Annotated in this window: 19 protein-coding genes; 13 read left to right on the top strand and 6 right to left on the bottom strand. The window is 72.2% G+C overall.

Features of this window, described 5'->3' with window-relative positions; translation table 11 throughout:
- Window positions 1-61: 61 nt before the first annotated feature.
- Window positions 62-1,066 (bottom strand): cell division protein ZapE, encoded by a 1,005-nt coding sequence (zapE, locus tag ABIA33_RS13120; protein ID WP_370080944.1) that lies wholly within the window; start codon window positions 1,064-1,066, stop codon window positions 62-64.
- Between the two features lie 144 nt (window positions 1,067-1,210).
- Between zapE and ABIA33_RS13115 the strand changes: the two genes are divergently transcribed.
- From ABIA33_RS13115 to ABIA33_RS13095, 5 genes are all read left to right on the top strand, one after another.
- Complete coding sequence (locus ABIA33_RS13115) at window positions 1,211-1,978, top strand: pyrimidine reductase family protein (RefSeq protein WP_370080734.1); 768 nt, start codon at window positions 1,211-1,213, stop codon at window positions 1,976-1,978.
- Between the two features lie 96 nt (window positions 1,979-2,074).
- Window positions 2,075-2,542, top strand: a complete 468-nt coding sequence (locus ABIA33_RS13110; protein WP_370080732.1) for an indole-3-glycerol phosphate synthase — start codon at window positions 2,075-2,077, stop codon at window positions 2,540-2,542.
- A gap of 224 nt (window positions 2,543-2,766) precedes the next feature.
- Window positions 2,767-4,113 (top strand): UDP-N-acetylmuramate--L-alanine ligase, encoded by a 1,347-nt coding sequence (murC, locus tag ABIA33_RS13105; RefSeq protein ID WP_370080942.1) that lies wholly within the window; start codon window positions 2,767-2,769, stop codon window positions 4,111-4,113.
- Window positions 4,114-4,127: 14 nt separating this feature from the next.
- Window positions 4,128-4,535, top strand: coding sequence for a peptide-methionine (R)-S-oxide reductase MsrB (gene msrB, locus ABIA33_RS13100; protein WP_370080730.1), 408 nt, complete (start codon window positions 4,128-4,130; stop codon window positions 4,533-4,535).
- A gap of 309 nt (window positions 4,536-4,844) precedes the next feature.
- Window positions 4,845-5,294, top strand: a complete 450-nt coding sequence (locus ABIA33_RS13095; protein ID WP_370080728.1) for a hypothetical protein — start codon at window positions 4,845-4,847, stop codon at window positions 5,292-5,294.
- Between the two features lie 21 nt (window positions 5,295-5,315).
- On the opposite strand, the gene hemQ is transcribed toward ABIA33_RS13095, so the two are convergent.
- A complete protein-coding gene (gene hemQ, locus ABIA33_RS13090) occupies window positions 5,316-6,020 on the bottom strand; it encodes a hydrogen peroxide-dependent heme synthase (RefSeq protein WP_370080726.1) in 705 nt (234 codons plus the stop codon).
- Window positions 6,017-7,453: a protoporphyrinogen oxidase gene (hemG, locus tag ABIA33_RS13085; protein ID WP_370080724.1), complete on the bottom strand. Its 1,437-nt coding sequence runs from the start codon at window positions 7,451-7,453 to the stop codon at window positions 6,017-6,019. The genes hemQ and hemG overlap by 4 nt, the downstream gene beginning before the upstream one ends.
- A 167-nt stretch (window positions 7,454-7,620) precedes the next feature.
- Here hemG and ABIA33_RS13080 point away from each other — a divergent pair, with 167 nt between their 5' ends.
- On the top strand, window positions 7,621-8,709 hold the full coding sequence (locus tag ABIA33_RS13080; RefSeq protein ID WP_370080722.1) for a DUF4349 domain-containing protein: 1,089 nt from the start codon (window positions 7,621-7,623) through the stop codon (window positions 8,707-8,709).
- A gap of 55 nt (window positions 8,710-8,764) precedes the next feature.
- Here the strand turns inward: ABIA33_RS13080 and hemE are convergent, their stop codons facing one another.
- Entirely contained in the window at window positions 8,765-9,832 is a 1,068-nt protein-coding gene (gene hemE / locus ABIA33_RS13075; protein ID WP_370080940.1) for a uroporphyrinogen decarboxylase, read from the bottom strand.
- A gap of 107 nt (window positions 9,833-9,939) precedes the next feature.
- Between hemE and ABIA33_RS13070 the strand changes: the two genes are divergently transcribed.
- From ABIA33_RS13070 to ABIA33_RS13040, 7 genes are all read left to right on the top strand, one after another.
- Window positions 9,940-10,584: a DUF3000 domain-containing protein gene (locus ABIA33_RS13070; protein WP_370080720.1), complete on the top strand. Its 645-nt coding sequence runs from the start codon at window positions 9,940-9,942 to the stop codon at window positions 10,582-10,584.
- A 268-nt stretch (window positions 10,585-10,852) separates the two neighbouring features.
- A complete protein-coding gene (locus tag ABIA33_RS13065) occupies window positions 10,853-11,572 on the top strand; it encodes a LuxR C-terminal-related transcriptional regulator (RefSeq protein WP_370080718.1) in 720 nt (239 codons plus the stop codon).
- Window positions 11,573-11,893: 321 nt separating this feature from the next.
- Complete coding sequence (locus ABIA33_RS13060; RefSeq protein ID WP_370080938.1) at window positions 11,894-13,159, top strand: HRDC domain-containing protein; 1,266 nt, start codon at window positions 11,894-11,896, stop codon at window positions 13,157-13,159.
- 162 nt (window positions 13,160-13,321) lie between these two features.
- Window positions 13,322-14,542: an acetyl-CoA C-acyltransferase gene (locus tag ABIA33_RS13055; RefSeq protein ID WP_370080716.1), complete on the top strand. Its 1,221-nt coding sequence runs from the start codon at window positions 13,322-13,324 to the stop codon at window positions 14,540-14,542.
- Window positions 14,542-16,689 (top strand): 3-hydroxyacyl-CoA dehydrogenase NAD-binding domain-containing protein, encoded by a 2,148-nt coding sequence (locus ABIA33_RS13050; protein WP_370080714.1) that lies wholly within the window; start codon window positions 14,542-14,544, stop codon window positions 16,687-16,689. The genes ABIA33_RS13055 and ABIA33_RS13050 overlap by 1 nt, the downstream gene beginning before the upstream one ends.
- Window positions 16,690-16,796: 107 nt before the next feature.
- Entirely contained in the window at window positions 16,797-17,075 is a 279-nt protein-coding gene (locus ABIA33_RS13045) for a hypothetical protein (RefSeq protein ID WP_370080712.1), read from the top strand.
- Window positions 17,072-18,043 (top strand): hypothetical protein, encoded by a 972-nt coding sequence (locus ABIA33_RS13040; protein ID WP_370080710.1) that lies wholly within the window; start codon window positions 17,072-17,074, stop codon window positions 18,041-18,043. The genes ABIA33_RS13045 and ABIA33_RS13040 overlap by 4 nt, the downstream gene beginning before the upstream one ends.
- Here ABIA33_RS13040 and ABIA33_RS13035 read toward each other — a convergent pair.
- Window positions 17,979-18,836, bottom strand: coding sequence for a class I SAM-dependent methyltransferase (locus tag ABIA33_RS13035; protein ID WP_370080708.1), 858 nt, complete (start codon window positions 18,834-18,836; stop codon window positions 17,979-17,981). The two genes, ABIA33_RS13040 and ABIA33_RS13035, sit on opposite strands and share 65 nt — an antisense overlap.
- A gap of 9 nt (window positions 18,837-18,845) precedes the next feature.
- Window positions 18,846-19,652, bottom strand: coding sequence for a DsbA family protein (locus ABIA33_RS13030; RefSeq protein WP_370080706.1), 807 nt, complete (start codon window positions 19,650-19,652; stop codon window positions 18,846-18,848).
- Window positions 19,653-19,697 lie beyond the last annotated feature (45 nt).

Below are 19,697 nucleotides of genomic sequence, written 5' to 3'. Positions count from 1 at the left end.
CGATCCCGATCGGGCGCAGTGCCCGTGAGGACCTGCCCGTCAGGACCGTCCGCAGCGCCTGTCAGGAACCGGGAGCGGGCGCCGGAACCGGAGCGGCGACCCGGCCGCTGTCCCGGGCCAGGGCCACCAGCCGGGAGACGGCCCGCAGGTACTTCTTGCGGTAGCCGCCGTTGAGCATCTCGTCGCTGAATATTCGGTCGAAGGGCATTCCGGAGGCGACCACCGGCAGTTCCCGGTCGTACATCCGGTCCGCCAGGACGACCAGACGCAGCGCGGTGCTCTGGTCCTGCACCGGGCACACGTCGCTGAGGCAGACCGCCTCGACCCCGTCGAGCAGCGCCCCGTACCGGCTGGGGTGGACCACGGCGAGGTGGTCCAGCAGCGCCTCGAAGCCGTCCAGCGACGCGCGTCCGCCCAACCGCGCCGCCACCGCCGCGACCTGGTCCCCGGTGTAGGGGGGCGGAGCCTCGGGCAGGCCCCGGTGGCGGTAGTCCTGGCCGTCGATCCGCACGCTGCGGAAGCGCGCGGACAGGCCCTGTATCTCGCGCAGGAAGTCCGCGGCGGCGAAGCGGCCCTCGCCCAGCTTGCCGGGCAGGGTGTTGGAGGTCGCCGCGAGCTTGACGCCTGCCTCGGCGAGCCGGCTCAGCAGGGTGGAGACCAGTACCGTGTCGCCGGGGTCGTCCAGCTCGAACTCGTCGATGCAGAGCAGCTTGTGCCCGGACAGGGCCTGCACCGCCTGCGGGAAGCCGAGCGCGCCGACGAGGTTGGTCAGCTCCACGAAAGTGCCGAACGCCTTGGGGCCGGGGGCCGAGTGCCAGAGCGAGGCCAGCAGGTGGGTCTTGCCGACGCCGTAGCCGCCGTCGAGGTAGACGCCTCCGGGGCCGGCCGGCACGGGAGCGGAGCGGCCGAACCAGCGCTTCCTGGCCACCTCCGGCGTGCCCAGGGTGGCGGCGAAGGACTCCAGGACACGGACCGCCTCGGTCTGGCTGGGCTGGGTCGGGTCCGGTAGGTAGGTGCTGAACCGCGCGCTGCGGAACCGCGGCGGCGGCACCATCTCGGCGACCATCCGGTCGGCGGGCACCACGGGGCGCCGTCCGGTGAGCACTGTGGACTCGGCGGGACGCTTCACGGAAAGCTCGTCGGCGGGCAGTTCAACGGCAGGCACAGCTCCCAAGAATACGGTCCGCCTCCGCGTGGAAGACTCCCGACTATGCGTCGACTACTGCCTGAATCGTCCGATGTGACAGACCTCACCACGCTGGAGGGGCTGGCGGAGGCCTATGCCTACCCCGAGGCCACCGACCGCGGGCAGCCCTGGCTGCGCGCCAACATGGTCTCCAGCCTGGACGGGGCGGCGCGCCTCGACGGCCTGTCCGAGGGGCTGTCCTCGGAGGCCGACAAGCGGATCTTCGGCGTGCTGCGCGCCCTGGCCGACGTGGTGCTGGTGGGTGCGCAGACCGTTCGGGCCGAGGGCTACCGGCCGGCCCGCGCACGGGCCGACTTCGCGGCGGCGCGGGCCGCACGCGGCCAGACCCCCGCGCCCGCGATCGCCGTGGTCACCAGCCGCCTCGACCTGGACCTGACTTCGCCGCTGTTCACCGAAGCGCTGGTGCCGACGGTCGTCATCACCTGCGCGAACGCACCGACCGAGGCGCTGAAGGCGGCCGGGCAGGTCGCCGAGGTCGTACTGGCCGGAGAGGACCGGGTCGACCCGGCGGCGATGGTGGCGGTGCTGGTCGAGCGCGGCTGGACCAGGTTGCTCACCGAGGGCGGCCCGCGCCTGCTGGGGCAGTTGGCAGCGGCGGGCGTGCTGGACGAACTGTGCCTCTCGCTGGCGCCGCTGCTGGCCTCCGGGGACGCGCCCCGGATCGCCAACGGACCGGCCGCCCCTGCGAAGCGGCTCGAACTCGTATCGCTGCTTGAGGAGAAAGGTTTCCTCTTTGCGCGCTACGCCCGTAGCGTGAAGACTGCCGTCTAGCGGAAGCGCATCGTCCGCGTAACAGGTCTATTCCTTCCCTACCGGGCAGTATGGAATTCAGCGGTGCCGGGGACTCCGGAACGAGAAGGGACGCGCGTGTACACGACCGTACTTTTGATCGAGAAGGCTCTCTCGGACGCCGACATCGAGCTGATCACCACGCTCCACGGTGAGGAGCAGGTCGCCTTCCACGTCCTGATGCAGCCGCGGGGCAAGCAGGACGAGTTCCTGCGCGCCGTCGACGACGTGGCCTTCGGCTACCTGGACCGCGCCACCCGTGAACATGACGAACCCCATGGTGCGGACGCCCTCAGCGCGGCCGCGGCCGGCCTGGACCACACGCTGCGGCAGCTGCGGGCGGCCGGCGCGGAGGCCTCCGGCCGGGTGATCGAGGAGAACCCGCTGCAGGACCTGCAGGCGCTGGTCGAGAACGTCAAGGCGGACGAGGTCATCGTGCTGGCCGCGCCGCACTGGATCGAGGGACTGTTCCACCGCGACTGGGCCTCGCAGGCGCGGCACAAGGTCGGGGTACCGGTCCTGCAGCTCTTCGCGCAGCAGGACTGAGCACCGGGTCCGAGCACTGGGTCCGAGCACCGGGTCCGAGCACCGGGGCCGAGCACTGGGGCTGCGCCGTCCGGGGGTGACCCCCGGGTACTGGCAGAATCGTGCTCGACAGCCCCGCCCCGACTCCGGGAGAGCCACCAGTGACGTCCCCTGCACCGAAGAGCGTCCCCGCGAGCGCCGCCGACCTCGCCGCACCGCACTTCATCGGGATCGGCGGCGCGGGCATGTCCGGCCTCGCCAAGATCCTCGCCGTGCGCGGGGCCAAGGTGTCCGGCAGCGACGCCAAGGAGTCCACGGTCGTGCTCGCCCTGCGGCAGCTCGGCGCGGAGGTCCACGTCGGGCACGCGGCCGAGCACGTCCCCGGGGGCGCGAGCTGCATCGTCGTCTCCAGCGCCATCCGTGAGGACAACCCCGAGCTGGTCGCCGCCCGCGAACGCGGACTGCCGGTGATCCACCGCGCCGACGCGCTGGCCGCGTTGATGGCGGGCCACCGCGGCCTGGCCGTCGCCGGAACCCACGGCAAGACCACCACCACCAGCATGCTCGCGGTCAGCCTCACCGCCCTGGGCCTGGACCCCTCCTTCGCCATCGGCGGCGACCTCAACGAGCCCGGCAGCAACGCCCACCACGGCACCGGCGAGATCTTCGTGGCCGAGGCCGACGAGAGCGACCGCAGCTTCCACAAGTACGCGCCCGAGGTCTCGATCGTCCTCAACGTGGAGCTGGACCACCACGCCAACTACGCGTCCATGGACGAGATCTACGAGTCCTTCGAGACCTTTGTCGGCCGGATCGTCCCCGGCGGCACGCTCGTTGTCGACATCGACCACCCCGGCGCGCGCGAGCTGACCGGCCGGGTCTCCGACCGCACCGAGCTCAACGTGGTGACCGTCGGCGAGTCCGAGGACGCCGCGCTGCGCATCGTCCGGATCACCGCGCAGGGTATGACCAGCGAGGTGACCGTCCTGCACGAGGGCCGCGAGCTCAGCTTCACCGTCTCCGTCCCGGGGCGCCACTACGCCCACAACGCCGTCGCCGCCCTGGCCGCCGGGATCGCTCTCGGCGTGCCCGCCGCCGAGCTCGCCCAGGCCCTGGGCAGCTACCAGGGGGTCCGCCGCCGGCTGCAGCTCAAGGGCGAGGCGCGAGGCGTCCAGGTCATCGACTCCTACGCGCACCACCCCACCGAGATCGCCGCCGACCTGGAGGCCATCACCGAGGCTTCGGGAGACGGCCGGGTCCTGGTCGTCTTCCAGCCGCACCTGTTCAGCCGCACCCAGCAGCTCGGGGCGGAGATGGGCGAGGCGCTCTCGCGAGCGGACGCGGTCGTGGTCCTCGACATCTACGCGGCCCGCGAGGACCCGGTCCCCGGGATCACCAGCGACCTGGTCATCGACGCCGCCCGCAGCCACGGCGCCGACGTGACCCCTGCCCACTCGCTGGCCGACGTGCCCGATCTGGTCGCGGGAATCGCCAAGGAGGGCGACCTTGTTCTCACCATGGGAGCCGGCGACGTGACCTTCCTCGGTCCGGAGATCCTCGCCCGGCTCGCCCCGCCCGCGCCCCTCGACTGAAAGGCAGGCCGGCCATGACCTACGAGATCGAGAAGTCCGACGCGGAGTGGCGCGAGCAGCTCACCCCGCAGGAGTACGCCGTCCTGCGCAAGGCCGGCACCGAGCGCCCGGGTGTCGGCGAGTACACCGACACCAAGACCGTCGGCGTCTACTCCTGCCGGGCCTGCGGCAACGAACTGTTCAGCTCGGAGACCAAGTTCGACAGCCACTGCGGCTGGCCCTCCTACTTCTCGCCGCTGGCCGAGGACCGGGTCCAGTACATCGAGGACACCACCATGGGCATGCGCCGAGTCGAGGTCCGCTGCGCCAAGTGCGGCTCGCACCTGGGCCACGTCTTCGAGGGTGAGGGCTACGACACCCCCACCGACCAGCGCTACTGCATCAACAGCATCTCGCTGAAGCTGCGTCCCGCAGGCGAGTGAGGCGCCGGCCCCCGGTCAGCGCAGGCCGCAGGGGGCGTTGCCGCACGGGAGTTGCGGGGTGCAGTAGGCCGTCCGGGGCCACATCGGACTTCCTGTCGCTGCCGAGCGCGTCCTGCGCGGGCGGCGGTCGGAGTAGGGGTGACGCGAAAGGGGCCTAAGGGAGCAAGTCGCACACGAGACCCCTGGAAAGCTCAAATCTAGCTCTGGAAATAGGGGTCGAGTCTTCCCGAGCGAACGACTGCGAGCCATGCTCAGCTTCATGGAGCCGGGTGCGGGGGACCCGGCTCCTCCGGCTTTTGGAGGTGCGTGTTGAGCCTCGACCCAGAGTTCACGACGTCCGGCGCGGTAGTGGGCCTGGCCTCGGTCAACCAGTTGTGGAGCGCGGCACGGAGCCGGCCCTGGCCGCAGGCGCCGGAGGCCTGGCTCTCCGCCGCGGCGAGACGCAGGCGAACGGCCAACCGGCTGATGTCGGCCGCACTGATGCTGACCCTGGTCCTGGGCGCCGCCGCGACGATCCAGTGGGCCGACGCGGGCATCCAGGGCACCCCCACCGCGCCGTACCCGCCGCTACTGTGGCCGCTGGTGCTGTTCGTCGGCGGAATCGTGGTCTCGATCGTCGCCAACACGCTGCCGGGGCCGACCGTCAGGCCGCCCGTGGTGGCGCGGACCGCGCCGACGATGAGCGAGATGCCCTCGCTCTTCTCCGACCGTTCGACGCCGACCGACCTGGGCGGCGGTCACCACCACCACGGCTTCTGAGCCGCCGCCCGGCGAACCGCGCTACGCCAGTCCCGCCAGCAGCTCGGTGAGCGGCTTGCGGCGGCCGGTGAAGAAGGGGACCTCCTCGCGGACGTGCAGCCGAGTCTCGGACGCACGCAGGTCCCGCATCAGGTCCACGATCCGGTAGAGGTCGTTCGCCTCGAACGCCAGCAGCCACTCGTAGTCGCCCAGTGCGAACGAGGCGACGGTGTTGGCCCGGACGTCGGGGTAGCCCCGGGCGAGCTGACCGTGCTCGGAGAGCAGGCGCCGGCGCTCGGCGTCCTCCAGCAGGTACCACTCGTAGGAGCGGACGAAGGGGTAGACGCAGACGTAGTCGCGCGGGGTCTCGTCGGCGAGGAACGCCGGGATGTGCGACTTGTTGAACTCGGCAGGGCGGTGCAGGGCCATGTTCGACCAGACCGGCTCCAGCGCCCGGCCGAGCCGGGTGCGGCGGAAGCGGTTGTACGCCTCCTGCAGGTCGTCGCTGTTCTCGGCGTGCCACCAGATCATCAGGTCGGCGTCGGCGCGCAGCCCCGAGACGTCGTAGGTACCGCGGACGGTCACGTCCTTCTCGGCGAGCTGCGCGAACAGCTCCTCGACCTCGGCGGCGTGGGCGCTGCGGTCGTCCGGCAGTACGTCCTTGAGCCGGAACACGGACCACAGGGTGTAGCGGATGACCTGGTTGAGGTCGCGTGCCTTCTTCTTGGTTTCGGTGCTCTCCGTCATGCGTTCATTGTCCCTTCCGTGTGGAGTGCCCCCTGCACCAGGTCCGCCGCCCGCCAGCCGCTGCCGATGCAGGCGGGGATACCGACGCCCTGGTAGGCCGCCCCGCACAGCGCCAGGCCCGGCAGCTCGGCGACCAGTTTCTCGATCCTGGCCACCCGGTCGAGGTGTCCGACCGGATACTGCGGCAGTCCGCCGCGCCAGCGGCTGACGGTGCTCGCGTACGGGACGGCGGTGACGCCCGCCGCCGCGCGCAGGTCGCGCAGCGAGCGGGCGACCAGCTCGGCGTCGTCGAGGTCGAGGTCCTGCTCCTCGCGGTGGCGGCCCACCGAGGTGCGCAGCACGAAGCTGTCGGGGGCAGCCTCGGCCAGCCAGCCCCACTTGTTGCTGGAGAAGGTGGACGCCTTGACGGAGCGTCCGTCCACGGGCGGCACCAGGAAGCCGCTGCCCGCGAGCGCGCCAAGCTCGGAGCGCCGGAAGGCCAGCGTGACCAGCGCCATGCTCGCGTACTCGACGGCGGCCAGCTCGGCGGCCGCGGCAGGGGCCTCGACGCTGAGCAGTCCGGCGGCGACCGGCGCGGGTACGGCGAGGACCACGGCGTCCGCGTCCAGCCGCTCGTCCCCGACCTGGAGCGCCCAGCCCTGGGGGGTCCGGCGCAGCGCGTCCGCTCCGGCGCCGAGGCGCAGGGTGACTCCGGCCGCCCGGCAGGCGTCGGCGACGGCGAGCGGCAGCCGCCCGATGCCGCCGTCGATGCCCTGGAAGACGGGGGCGGGGTTGGCCGGGGCGGCCGCCTGGAGGGCGCGGACGCCCTCGATCAGCGACCCGCCGCTCCTGGCCACGCCCAGCAGCTGGGGCACCGCCGCCCGCAGTGAGATCTCGTCGGCGTGCCCGGCGTAGACGCCGCCGAGCAGCGGTTCGACCAGTCGGTCCACGACCTCGCGGCCGAGCCTGGCGGCGACGTACGCGCCCACGGCGATGTCGTCCCCGACCTCGGTGGCCGGCAGGACCAGGTCCTGGGCGATCCTGGCCATGCCCTCGGCGGAGATCACCCCGGAGGCGGCGAGCGCGTCCAGGTCGCCGGGGACGCCCATGAGGTGGCCGGTGGGCATGGGGCGCAGCTCGCCCCTGGTCCAGATCGCGGCCTTGGCGGTCGCCGGCGGCTGCAGCGCCTCGCCGAGGCCGACGGCGCGGGCCAGGGCGACGCCCTCGGGCCGGCGGGCGAGCATCGACTCCGCACCGAGGTCGACCGGGATGCCTTCGATCCGGCCTGCGTGGAGCTTGCCGCCGAGTCTGGTGTCCGCCTCGACCAGGGTGACCCGGGCGCTCGGGACGGCGCCGTCGGCACCGGCGAGCCTGGCCGCGGCGGCGAGCCCGGCGATGCCGCCACCGACGATCACGACGTGGGGAAGCTGCGTTCGGGGTGCGCTGCTCTGCATGGCCTTCACTCTTCCACACACCAGGATGCGCCCGGATGCGCCCCGGATGCGCCCCGGATCGTGACCCGGATGTGACGCACCGTCGGGAACCCGGGACCGGAGCGGCGGGTCCAATCGGCAGTCGGTCCGCACCGGGTGGGCTGCACGGGCTGAGCTGAGGGGCAACCATGATGGTCGGAAGAGGCAGCCGCAGACGGACGGGAGCGGCGCTGGGGGCGCTGGTGCTGGCCGGCGGCCTGGCGCTGGGGGCCTGCAGCGGCTCGAACGGCACGTCCGCCAGCAGCGCGGCGGCTCCGCAGGCGGCCCAGGCAGCGCCGCCGGGGTCGAACGACGCCGCCAAGAGTGCCGCCGGCGCGGCGACCAACGGCAGTGCGCCGGGGAGCTCCGGGTCGGGTAGCACCGGATCGAAGGTGCCCACGCAGGTCGTCCCGAGCGGCCGGTCGATGATCTATACCGGTCAGATCCAGCTGCGGACCAACGGGGTGGACGCCGCGGTGGCGCAGGCCGAGCAGTTGGTCAACGCGGCGGGTGGCTATGTCGACTCGGAGGTGACTGGGACCGACGGCTACCTCCCGGGAGCGGTGTACGGGTCCGGCGCCGGGTCCACCAACGGGAGTGCCGCAGCCCCGGCGATGCCCCTGCCGCAGCCGACGAACGTGAGCGGCGACTCGGCGCAACTGGTGCTGCGCGTCCCGGCGGACGCGTACGACGGGGTGTACCAGCAACTGCTGCGGCTGGGCGTGGTGTTGGCACACCAGCGCTCGGCGCAGGACGTCACCCAGCAGGTGGTGGACATCGACAGCCGGATCAAGACCCAGCAGGCCAGCGTGGCGCGGGTGCGGGCGCTGATGGACCGGGCCCAGAGCATCGCGGACGTGACGACGCTGGAGCAGGATCTGACGCAGCGCGAGGCCGACCTGGAGTCGCTGCAGGCGCAGCAGCAGGCACTGCAGTCGCAGACGGCCATGTCGACGGTGACGGTGCAGTTGTACGCGAAGGCCAGCCCGCCGCCCGCTCCGCACGCCAAGGGCGCGGGCTCCGCGGCCATCGGTGCGCTCAAGGGTGGCTGGCACGCGCTGTATCTGACGCTGCGCGGGCTGCTGATCGGCCTGGCCGCGGCACTGCCGTTCCTGGTGCTGCTGGGAGCGGGATGGTGGCTGGCGCGCTGGATCGTCCGCCGCCGAGCGACGCCCGGGCCCACGCCCAGGTCCGAACTCGCAGCCGAGCCGTCGGCCGGGAACCCGGACGACGAGTGACCCCGGGAGTGGTGGTGTCCCGCTCACCGGGACGCCACCACTCCCCCGGGAGACGTCAGCGCGCGCTGCGCTCGTGCACGTACGAGACGAGGCGGGTCAGCGCGTCGGGGTCGGTGCTCGGCAGCACCCCGTGGCCGAGGTTGAAGACGTGTCCGCGACCGCTGGCGGCCGCCGCGTCCAGGACCTCGTCCGCCTTCGCGCGCACGGCGGCCTCCGGAGCGAACAGCACCGTCGGGTCGATGTTGCCCTGCAGCGCCTTGCCCGGCCCGACCCGGCGCGCGGCCTCGTCCAGCGGGACCCGCCAGTCGACACCGACGACGTCCGCACCCGCCTCGCCCATCAGGCCCAGCAGCTCGCCGGTGCCCACGCCGAAGTGGATCCGCGGCACGCCGTAGCCGGCGACCTCGTCAAACACCTTGGCGCTGGCCGGCATCACCGAGCGGCGGTAGTCGTTGGGCGCCAGCGCACCGACCCAGGAGTCGAACAGCTGCACCGCCGAGGCCCCGGCCTCGATCTGCACCTTGAGGAAGCCCGCGGTGATGTCGGCGAGCCGGTCGAGCAGTTCCTGCCACAGCTCCGGGTCGCCGTACATCAGCGCCTTGGTGTGCTCGTGGTTCTTCGACGGGCCGCCCTCGACCAGATAGCTGGCGAGGGTGTAGGGGGCCCCGGCGAAGCCGATCAGCGGGGTCGCGCCCAACTCGGCAACCAGCAGACCGATGGCCTCGGTGACATACGACACGTCACCGGGCTCCAGCGGGCGCAGCTGCTCCAGGCCGGCGCGGTCGCGGATCGGGTTGGCGACGACCGGGCCGATGCCCGGCTTGATGTCCAGGTCCACGCCGATGGCCTTGAGCGGCACCATGATGTCGCTGAAGTAGATGGCCGCGTCCACGTTGTGGCGGCGCACCGGCTGCAGGGTGATCTCCTTGACCAACTCCGGCATCATGCAGGAGTCCAGCATCGGGATGCCCTCGCGGATCTTCAGGTACTCGGGCAGCGACCGCCCGGCCTGGCGCATGAACCACACCGGGGTGTGCGGCACCGCCTCGCCCCGGCAGGCCCGCAGGAACGCGGAGTCCTGCACGGCGGCCCGACTGCCCTGCAACGCATTGCTCTCACTCATGCTCACGCTCTCGCTCACGGTGAAATCCTCGCATGCGTCGAACACCCGCTGCGCCGCGCCCGTGGTGCCTCCGACGTTGCACGCTGCCCGCGTCTTAGTCTTCCGGCATGGCAGCGGTCAGCGGGCACCCCGCGAGTGAGGACGGAGCGCCCGGCGTCCCGCCGGCCTTTCGAGAGGCCGTGGAGGCCCTGCGCGGTGCGCGGCTCCGCCCGGAGGTGGTGATCGGCGACACCCCTGCACCACGCAAACTCGCCCCGTACGCCTTCGCACTGACCGCGACGGTCGAGGTGGACGGGGAGGAACTGGCCGACGGGCGACTGGTGCTGCTGCACGAGCCGCACGGCCACGAGGCGTGGAACGGCGAGTTCCGGCTGGTGTCGCTGGGCCGCGCCGAGCTCGAGCCGGAGATGGGCGGCGACCCCATGCTGTCCGAGGTCGGCTGGTCCTGGCTGATGGACGCGCTGGAGCAGCAGGCTGCCGCGTACACCGAACCGAGCGGCACGGTCACGCTCTGCTCCTCCCACTACTTCGGCGCGCTGGCCGAGCGCGAGAGTTCCACCGAGATCGAGATCCGGGCCTCGTGGACACCTGTGCTGTCCGCCCTGTCCTCCGCCGGCGGCTTCGCCGAGCATCTGCGGGCCTGGTGCGAGCTGCTGTGCCTGTGTGCCGGGCTGCCCCCGGCCGCCCCCAGCGCCTCGGCCGCGCCCGTCGGCGGAGTGGTGCCGATGCCCACGCGCCGTCGTCCCGGCTGACACGCCGGTTCCAGGGCCCGTACCTCCTTAACGGACATTCCGGTCAGACCTTCGGCGTGTCGACCGCTTTTGATCACTTTAGAGTGACTTACGCTCGGTCGAGTTGGTCAAAATGCACGAACTGCCCGATTTGATGCTCACTCAATCGTGATCATTCGCTAAAGCCGGGCACGCATCATGCCGAAGCAGTCAGTGACCCTTTCCACACGAGGACCCCCTCCCCATCTGCACGTGACCGGGTCTTCGCGCCATCCCCTCAGGAGGCCTGGTGTCTGTTCTTCTCGAGCACCCCGCAAACCTGGTCGCCTATCGTCCGACCAAGCCCACCGCCATGGTGGTCGTCGCGGACCCGCGGGTCCGCAGCACGGTCACCCGTCATCTGTGGGCACTGGGCGTTCGCGACGTGATCGAGGCATCCTCCCTCGCCGAGGCCCGGCCCCGGGTCGGCACCCCGCGCGACATCTGCGTGGCCGACGTCCACCTTCCCGACGGTTCGGGGCTGGCGATCCTCGCCGAGACCCGCGCCGCAGGCTGGCCCAACGGCCTGGCGCTCTCCGCCGCCGACGACATCGGCGCTGTGCGCAGCGCCCTCGCCGGCGGAGTGAAGGGGTACGTCGTCACCGGCACCCGTGTGAACGCGGGCCTGCCGCAGCGCCCGGGTATGAACGGTGCGCCCGGGATGAACGGCCGCGCGCTGCCGGGCCACCTGCGCCGCCCCGGCATGCCGGGCGCACCGGTCGGCGCCCCCGGGGTCGTCGCCGGGGTCCCGGGCACTCCCCCGCCGCCCGCCTACCGTGAGCTGTCGGGACGCGAGGTCGAGGTGCTGCGGCTGGTTGCGGAGGGTCAGTCGAACAAGGCCATCGGGGTCGCCATGGGCCTGTCCGCGCTCACCGTGAAGAGCCACCTGGCCCGGATCGCCCGCAAGCTCGGTACCGGTGACCGCGCCGGAATGGTCGCGGTCGCGCTGCGAACCGGCATCATCCACTGACCCCCCATCCACCGGTACGACCCGCGCCCCACCGCACGAGGGAACGTTCCTCCTGAGGCGATCCTTCGGGATCTCCCCGCGCGGTGGGGCGCGGCCGTCTCCAGGGCAGTGCGCGCAGGCGGGCGTGTGGGCGCGCGGGCGTAGGCTTGGCGCGTGACCGACGCCCCCGAAGCCAACCCCGACACCGCCGAGGCCCGCGCCAACGGCGCCCGCACCGTCGACGCCCGCAGTGCGGCAACCCACACCGCGGCAGCCCGCAGCACCGGCGCCCCGGCGGCAGAGGCTCCTCGGGCAGAGACGCGTCAGGCGGACACCCCTCAGCTGGGCGACCGCGAGGCGGGCGAGCCCGAGGCAGGCGGACCCGAGGCAGGCGGCCCGGTCCCGCTGCTGGAACCGCGCGAGGGCATCCCCCCCGTGGTCGCGGACGCCGAGGCACTCGCCGAGATCGTCGCCCGCTTCGCCGCCGGCACCGGTCCGGTCGCCATCGACGCCGAGCGGGCCTCCGGCTACCGCTACGGGCAGCGTGCCTACCTGGTGCAGCTGCGCCGCGAGGGCGCCGGCAGCACGCTGATCGACCCGGTCGGCTGCCCTGACCTGTCGTCACTCGGCGACGCCCTGGCCGACACCGAATGGGTACTGCACGCGGCGACCCAGGACCTGCCCTGCCTGGCCGAGCTCGGCATGCGCCCGACCCTGCTGTTCGACACCGAACTGGCCGGACGGATCGCCGGCTTCCCCCGGGTCGGCCTCGGCCCGATGGTCGAGAGTGTGCTCGGGTTCACCCTGGAGAAGGGCCACTCCGCCGTCGACTGGTCGACCCGCCCGCTGCCCGAGCCATGGCTGCGCTACGCGGCCCTGGACGTCGAGGTGCTGGTGGACCTGCGGGACGCCCTGGAGCAGGAGCTCACCACGCAGGGAAAGCTGGAATGGGCCAGGCAGGAGTTCGCCGCGATCGTGGCCGCTCCCCCGCCGCCGCCCCGGGTGGATCCCTGGCGGCGCACCTCGGGCGTGCACAAGGTACGCCGCCGCCGCCAGCTCGCCGCCGTGCGGGAGCTCTGGCAGACCCGCGACCGGGTCGCCCGCGAGCGGGACATCTCCCCGGGCCGCATCCTCTCTGACGCCGCGATCGTCACCGCCGCCCTGGCGATGCCGCTGAACCTGCCCGCGCTGCAGGCACTGCCCGGCTTCGGCCCGCGCGTGCACCGGCGTGCGCTGGAGCAGTGGATGGCGGCGGTCGAGTCCGCGCGGGCCATCCCCGAGACTCAGCTCCCGCCGCCCTCGGCGCCGCACGAGGGCCCGCCGCCGCCGCGTTCCTGGGCGGAGAAGGACCCGCTGGCGGCGGCCCGCCTGTCGGCGGCGCGCGCCGCGGTCGGAACGCTTGCTGAAACGTTGAACCTCCCCCAGGAGAACCTGGTCTCGCCCGAGCTCGTGCGCCGGGTCTCCTGGGCGCCGCCCCGCAATGCCACCGCGGAGGCGATCGCCGCCGCCCTGCACGGCCACGGCGCGCGCGCGTGGCAGGTGGAGCTCACCGCGCCGGTACTGTCCCAGGCGTTCGCACAGGCCAGGGTCGCCCGCGCGGAGGCCTAGTGGTGTTCGGAGCGGCTCCGGCAGGACCGGTCTGGGCAACTTAGTTACTAGCGGGTAGCATCTGCTGAGGGACACCGTGGTCGACCACGGCCGCTCCCACCGGTCCAGCAGGGCCGCTACGTCATTTGGGCCCCCACTTGGGGACTTGGGAGGAGAGCCACCGTGCCTCGTACCGCGAGGGACGTCGTCTTCGTCGACGGCGTCCGCACCCCGTTCGGCAAAGCTGGACCGAAGGGCATCTACGCGGAGACCCGCGCCGACGATCTGGTGATCAAGGCGATCCGGGAACTGCTGCGCCGCAACCCGAGCCTCGACCCCGCCCGCGTGGACGAGGTCGCCATCGCCGCCACCACGCAGATCGGCGACCAGGGCCTGACCCTGGGCCGCACCGCCGCTCTGCTGGCGGGCCTGCCGAAGTCGGTTCCGGGCTACTCCATCGACCGCATGTGCGCCGGCGCGATGACCGCCGCCACCTCGGTCGCCGGCGGCATCGCCTTCGGTGCGTACGACATCGCCATCGCCGGTGGTGTCGAGCACATGGGCCGCCACCCGATGGGCGAGGGCGTGGACCCGAACCCGCGCTTCCTGTCCGAGAAGGTCGTCGACGAGTCCGCCCTCTTCATGGGCATGACCGCGGAGAACCTGCACGACCGCTTCCCGCACCTGACCAAGGAGCGCTGCGACGCCTACGCCGTCCGCAGCCAGGACAAGGCCGCCAAGGCGTACGCCAACGGCGTGATCCAGCCCGACCTGGTGCCGGTCGCGGTGCGCCGCACCAACGAGGCGGCCGGTGAGACCGGCTGGGGCCTGGTCAGCACCGACGAGCCGATGCGTCCGGGCACCACCATGGAGATGCTGGCGGGCCTGAAGACCCCGTTCCGCCCGCACGGCCGGATCACCGCGGGCAACGCGGCCGGTCTCAACGACGGCGCGACCGCCTCGCTGATCGCCGCCGAGGACGTGGCCCGCGAGCTCGGCCTGCCAGTCAAGATGCGCATGGTCTCCTACGCCTTCGTCGGCGTGGAGCCCGAGGTCATGGGCATCGGCCCGGTCCCCGCGACCGAGAAGGCGCTGGCCAAGGCCGGTCTGACGATCGCCGACATCGGCGCGTTCGAGATCAACGAGGCGTTCGCCATCCAGGTCCTCTCGATGCTGGACCACTTCGGCATCGCCGACGACGACGAGCGCGTCAACCCGTACGGCGGAGCGATCGCCTACGGCCACCCGCTGGCCTCCTCCGGCGTGCGCCTCATGACGCAGCTCGCGCGGCGCTTCGAGGAGCGCCCCGACGTCCGTTACGGCCTGACCTCCATGTGCATCGGCATGGGCATGGGCGGAACGGTCATCTGGGAGAACCCCAACTTTGCAGAGGGAAGCAAGTGATGACCGACACCACCGCGCTGCTGAAGCGCGCTCACGAGCTCTTCCCGGACGAGGTCGTCACCTCGGCTCACGTCCGCCACCTCGACCTGCCGCTGGGCGCCGGCCGCTTCGCGCTCGTCACCCTGGACAACGGCTTCGACCACACCAAGCCCACCACCTTCGGGCCGGGCTCGCTGGCGAAGCTCAACGAGGCGCTGGACCAGGTCGAGCGGGAGGCCGCGGCCGGCGGGATCGTCGCCGTCGGCATCACCGGCAAGCCGTTCATCTTCGCGGTCGGCGCCGACCTCAAGGGCGTCGAGGTGCTCAAGGAGCACAGCGACGCGCTGGCCATCGGCAAGGGCGGCCACGACGTCTTCAAGCGGATCGCCGCGCTGCCCGTCCCCACCTTCACCTTCTACAACGGTGCGGCGATGGGCGGCGGCGTCGAGATCGGCCTGCACTGCGACTACCGGACCGTGAGCACCGGCGTCCCGGCGTTCTCGCTGCCGGAATGCTTCCTCGGCCTGGTTCCCGGCTGGGGCGGCTGCACCATCCTGCCCAACCTGATCGGCCCGCAGAAGGCGATCTCGGTCATCATCGAGAACTCGCTCTCGCAGAACCGCCAGCTCAAGGGCAAGCAGGTGTTCGACCTGGGCATCGCCGACGCGATCTTCGCCCCTGCGGACTTCCTGGAGCAGTCCCTGCTCTGGGCGGCCACCGTGCTCAAGGGCGAGACCGTCGTCGAGCGCGCCGAGATCGACCGCGGCGACGCCTGGGACCAAGCCGTCGCGCACGGCCGCGCCATCGCCGACTCCAAGGTGCACGGCGCCGCTCCGGCACCGTACCGGGCGCTGGACATCATCGCCGCGGCCAAGGACGCCACCCTGAAGGATGCGGCCAGTCTGCAGGCGGGCTTCGACGCCGAGGACGTGGCGTTGGCCGACCTGATCATGGGCGGCGAACTGCGCAGCGGCATCTACGCCTTCAACCTGGTGCAGAAGCGCGGCAAGCGCCCGTTCGGTGCCCCCGACAAGGCGCTGGCCCGCCCGGTCACCAAGGTCGGCGTCGTCGGCGCGGGCCTGATGGCCTCGCAACTGGCGCTGCTGTTCGCCCGCCAGCTCAAGGTGCCGGTCGTGCTGACCGACATCGACCAGGAGCGCGTCGACAAGGGCGTGGGCTACGTCCACGGCGAGATCGACAAGCTGCTGGCGAAGGGCCGAGTCAACCAGGACGGCGCCAACCGCCTCAAGGGCCTGGTCACCGGCTCCCTCGACAAGGCCGCCGCCTTCGGCGACGCGGACTTCGTCATCGAGGCCGTGTTCGAGGAGATGGGCGTCAAGCAGCAGGTGTTCGCGGACGTCGAGGCCGTGGTCTCGCCGACCTGCATCCTGGCGACCAACACCTCCTCGCTGTCGGTCACCGAGATGGCGTCCAAGCTGGAGCACCCCGAGCGGGTCGTCGGCTTCCACTTCTTCAACCCGGTGGCGGTCCTGCCGCTGCTGGAGATCGTCCGGGGCGAGAGCACCGACGACGCCTCGCTGGCCACCGCGTTCGGCGTGGCGAAGAAGCTGAAGAAGACCGGTGTGCTGGTCAAGGACGCTCCGGCGTTCGTCGTGAACCGCATCCTCACCCGCTTCATGGGCGAGATCCAGACGGTCATCGACGAGGGCACACCCATCGAGACCATCGAGAAGGGCGTCGAGCCGCTGGGCCTGCCGATGTCCCCGATCGTGCTGATCGAGCTGGTCGGCCCGGCCATCGCGCTGCACGTGTCGGAGACCCTGCACGCGGCCTTCCCGGACCGCTTCGCCGTGTCCGAGAACCTGGCGCGGGTCGTCAAGGCCGGAAAGCGCGGGTTCTACACCTGGGCGTCGGGCCAGCAGGAGATCGACCCCGAGGTCGCGGCGCTGCTGCAGGTCGGCGACAAGGTGCTGACGCCGGAGCAGGTCCTGGACCGGGCGCTGACCGCGGTGGCGCAGGAGATCGCGCTGATGCTGGACGAGGGCGTGGTCGCCGAGGCTCAGGACATCGACCTGTGCCTGATCACCGGCGCGGGCTGGCCCTTCCACCTCGGCGGGATCACCCCGTACCTGGACCGCAGCGGCGTTTCCGAGCGGGTGAACGGCAAGCCGTTCCTCGCCCCGGGCATCGCCAGCGTCCCGGCCTAGCCCCTGCGGGGACCCCTCCGCAGAGCGTCACCCCGTTACGACCCAAGGGGCGCGGGGCTCTGCTTGATGACCCGCGCGCGCGACCAGCCCTCTACGGAGGTGCATGGTTGGCAGCGCGCGTGGTCTATCAGCAGAGCCCCGCGCCGAAGTTCGCCCGGAGCCGGGCCCACGCCGAGTTGATGTGCTGGCTCACGGACGAGGGCACCCGCCGCGCCACGGCCGGCTGGATCCGCATCTACACCGCCGACTCCCACGGCTACACCAACGGGATGTGGCGTGCCGAGGACGGCGCCCTCGGCCATATCGACACCTTCGCTCCACTGAGCACCGAGACCGCGCGCGCCCTGCCCGACCGTCCGGTCAGGCATCTGGGGCCGGAGCGATGACGACCTGGACCGAGGAGTTCCGGGCGCTGGAGCCCCTGTGCGCCCGCGCGCCCAGCCCCCACAACGCCCAGCCCTGGACGCTGCGCTTCTCCCCCGAAGGGATCACCGTCGGCTGGGCTCCGGAACGCTCGCTGCCGGTCGGCGACCCGACCCGCCGCGACCTCCTGCTCTGCCTGGGCGGGTACGTCGAGACGGCCCTGATCGCCGCGGCCGACGCCGGACTCGCCGTACGCGCCGAGTTCGCCGTCGACGACGAACAGCACAGCGTGGCCAGGCTGCTGCCCGCCTCGGACCGGTATCGCAGCGACTTCACCGCCGCCGATGTCGGCGCGCGCGGCTGCGCCCGGGGGGCGTATCTGCCCGGGCGCCTCGATGCCGAACAACTCGGGCGGGTCCGTGCCCAGTTGACCGCAACAGCACTGGTCGAAGTCCCCGCACGCAGCCTCGCCGCCCTCGCCGCCCGGTCCGACCGCAGACTGTTCTCCGCTCCCGGTGTCGCCGCCGAACTCCGCACCTGGCTCCGGCTGACGCCACGTCACCCCCGCTACCATCAGGACGGATTGACCTTCCGGGCGCTGGCGATGTCGCGGGTGGAGGCAGCCGGGCTGCGGGCCCTGCTCGCGGCTCGGGCGAGCCGTCCGCTCGCGCGGGTGCTGGCGGCCACCCAGGCGGGTCTGCTGCGCTACGAGGGGAGCGTCCTGGTCCTGACCGGCGACCCGGCCACCCCCGAGGGGATGGCCGAAGCGGGCCGCGATCTGGTGCGCGCCTGGTATGCGCTGGCCCGACAGGGCCTCAGCGTGCACCCGCTCAGCCAGCTCGTCGACTGCGCGGACACCGAGCGCGAGCTGCGCCACCGCGTCGGCGCGCGCCCGCTCGCCGTGTTCCGTGCGGGTCGCCCCAGCCCTAGCGCCGTACCGCCGCGATCAGCCCGCCTGGGCCCACGTCCGCCCGCTGCGGCGGGCCACTGAGAGCCCGCCCGTAGGCGGCGCCACGCTCCCGCAGGGTGAACGCCTCGGCCTCCCAGCCGAGACCGTCCAGCCAGCCGATCGGGTCCTCGGGCATCTCGGAGACCCACATCGAAGCCGCCGTGTCCCGGTCCTGCCGGAAGCGCTCCACCACGCCGCGCGAGCCCAGCGTCAGCCCCATTCGGCTACCCGGCGCCGACAGCCCGCCGACCTGTCCGAGCAGTCGCTCGACCGCCTCCTCCGGGAGGTAGATCAGCAGTCCCTCGGCGATCCACACCGTCGGTTCCGCCGGGTCGTGGCCGGCGGCAGCCAGCGCCGCAGGCCAGTCCTCGCGCAGGTCCACCGGGACGGCGACCCGCTCGCAGCGCGCCTCGGCCTGCTCGGCATCAAGCACCGACTGCTTGAACCCGAGCGGCTCCGCCATGTCGATCTCGAACAGGCGGGTACCGTGCGGCCAGGCGAGACGGTAGGCCCTGCTGTCCATGCCCGCGCCGAGCAGCACCACCTGGCGGCAGCCCGCCGCCACCGCGTCCGCGAGCAGGTCGTCCAGGAACCGGGTCCGGATCACGATGGAAAAGGCCACACCGAGCCAGCGCCGACGCGCCTCCTGGTCCATCCCCTCGCGGCCTCGGTCCGACTGCCGCTCGGCGTACGACGGCAGCCCGCCGGCCGCGGCGAAGGCCGCGGCCAGCGGGTCCTGGAAGAGTGCGTCGTCCCGTTCGCTCTCCAGCGCCCGAATCCGCGCCACCCCGACCGCGGTCGCCCAGACCCCGGACGGCTCCGGTCGGCTGCTCATGCCGTCGGGTCAGGACGCCGAGGGCGACGGCGCCGGAGTGCCGGTGACCGACGACGCGGGCATGTTCTCGGCCACCGCGATCACCTGGTTGACCAGGTCCTGCGGGCTCAGCTTGGTGGAGCCGCCGATCAGGGTCTGCGGCTGGTCCTGGCCGTAGACCTGCATCTGCAGCACAGGGGTGGTTCCGAGCTGCGCGGACGTGAAGTCCTTGGTCGAGTCCTTGACCCACACATTGTGCTGGCCGCCGTCCACGCAGCCGCGGAAGACGTCCGTGTCCAGGCCGTTGACCCGCTTGGCCAGCGTGATCAGATGTGCCTTGGAGCCGAAGGCGTCGTCGGACAGCGCGGGCTGGTTCGCCAGCAGGACCGTGCGGTACTGCGCGAAGTCCTTGGCATCCTGTGCGCAGCCCAGCGCGTTCCCGGCGTTGAGCGAGCCGCTGCCGCCCTGGGCCGCGTCCACACCCGCGATCTGGCGGTAGAGCACATTGACGGTGCCCGAGGCGATCAGCCGGGCGAGGGTGGGGTCATAGGTCTGGGCGAAGGTCGCGGACGCCGGGTCCCGCATGTCCTCGTACACGGTGAGCGTCACCGGGGCGTGTCCCCAGACCGGGACGGCGAGGGCGCTCGGCCCTGCCGCCGAGGCCGGTGGAGCGAGCTGCTTGGACTTGTTGTCGCGGACGACGGCGCCGACGACGCCGGCGACGACGAAGACGGCGAGCACCATCGTGCCGACGACGGCCAGGCGCCGTGCGGAGGCCCCCCGCGCCGACCCGGGCTTTTCGGAAGGCTTCTGGCTCTCGCCCGCGGAGCGTTTCACTGGTGGTCTCTCCTCCAACAAGTCCGGCTGTGCATCCGACAGGAT

It is taken from the genome of Streptacidiphilus sp. MAP12-16, assembly GCF_041262165.1.
GTDB lineage: Bacteria > Actinomycetota > Actinomycetes > Streptomycetales > Streptomycetaceae > Streptacidiphilus.
Note: the sequence above shows the minus strand (reverse complement) of the source record. Positions and strands in the feature narration are given on the sequence as shown.

What these genes read in the sequence shown, in the direction of transcription:
- ABIA33_RS13070 (WP_370080720.1), top strand. Translation starts at nt 9,940, where the DNA reads ATGGCAGCGGTCAGCGGGCACCCCGCGAGTGAGGACGGAGCGCCCGGC.
- hemE (WP_370080940.1), bottom strand. Translation starts at nt 9,832, where the DNA reads ATGAGTGAGAGCAATGCGTTGCAGGGCAGTCGGGCCGCCGTGCAGGAC.
- ABIA33_RS13115 (WP_370080734.1), top strand. Translation starts at nt 1,211, where the DNA reads ATGCGTCGACTACTGCCTGAATCGTCCGATGTGACAGACCTCACCACG.
- ABIA33_RS13050 (WP_370080714.1), top strand. Translation starts at nt 14,542, where the DNA reads ATGACCGACACCACCGCGCTGCTGAAGCGCGCTCACGAGCTCTTCCCG.
- hemQ (WP_370080726.1), bottom strand. Translation starts at nt 6,020, where the DNA reads ATGACGGAGAGCACCGAAACCAAGAAGAAGGCACGCGACCTCAACCAG.
- zapE (WP_370080944.1), bottom strand. Translation starts at nt 1,066, where the DNA reads ATGGTCGCCGAGATGGTGCCGCCGCCGCGGTTCCGCAGCGCGCGGTTC.
- msrB (WP_370080730.1), top strand. Translation starts at nt 4,128, where the DNA reads ATGACCTACGAGATCGAGAAGTCCGACGCGGAGTGGCGCGAGCAGCTC.
- hemG (WP_370080724.1), bottom strand. Translation starts at nt 7,453, where the DNA reads ATGCAGAGCAGCGCACCCCGAACGCAGCTTCCCCACGTCGTGATCGTC.
- ABIA33_RS13035 (WP_370080708.1), bottom strand. Translation starts at nt 18,836, where the DNA reads ATGAGCAGCCGACCGGAGCCGTCCGGGGTCTGGGCGACCGCGGTCGGG.
- ABIA33_RS13080 (WP_370080722.1), top strand. Translation starts at nt 7,621, where the DNA reads ATGATGGTCGGAAGAGGCAGCCGCAGACGGACGGGAGCGGCGCTGGGG.
- murC (WP_370080942.1), top strand. Translation starts at nt 2,767, where the DNA reads ATGTCCGGCCTCGCCAAGATCCTCGCCGTGCGCGGGGCCAAGGTGTCC.
- ABIA33_RS13040 (WP_370080710.1), top strand. Translation starts at nt 17,072, where the DNA reads ATGACGACCTGGACCGAGGAGTTCCGGGCGCTGGAGCCCCTGTGCGCC.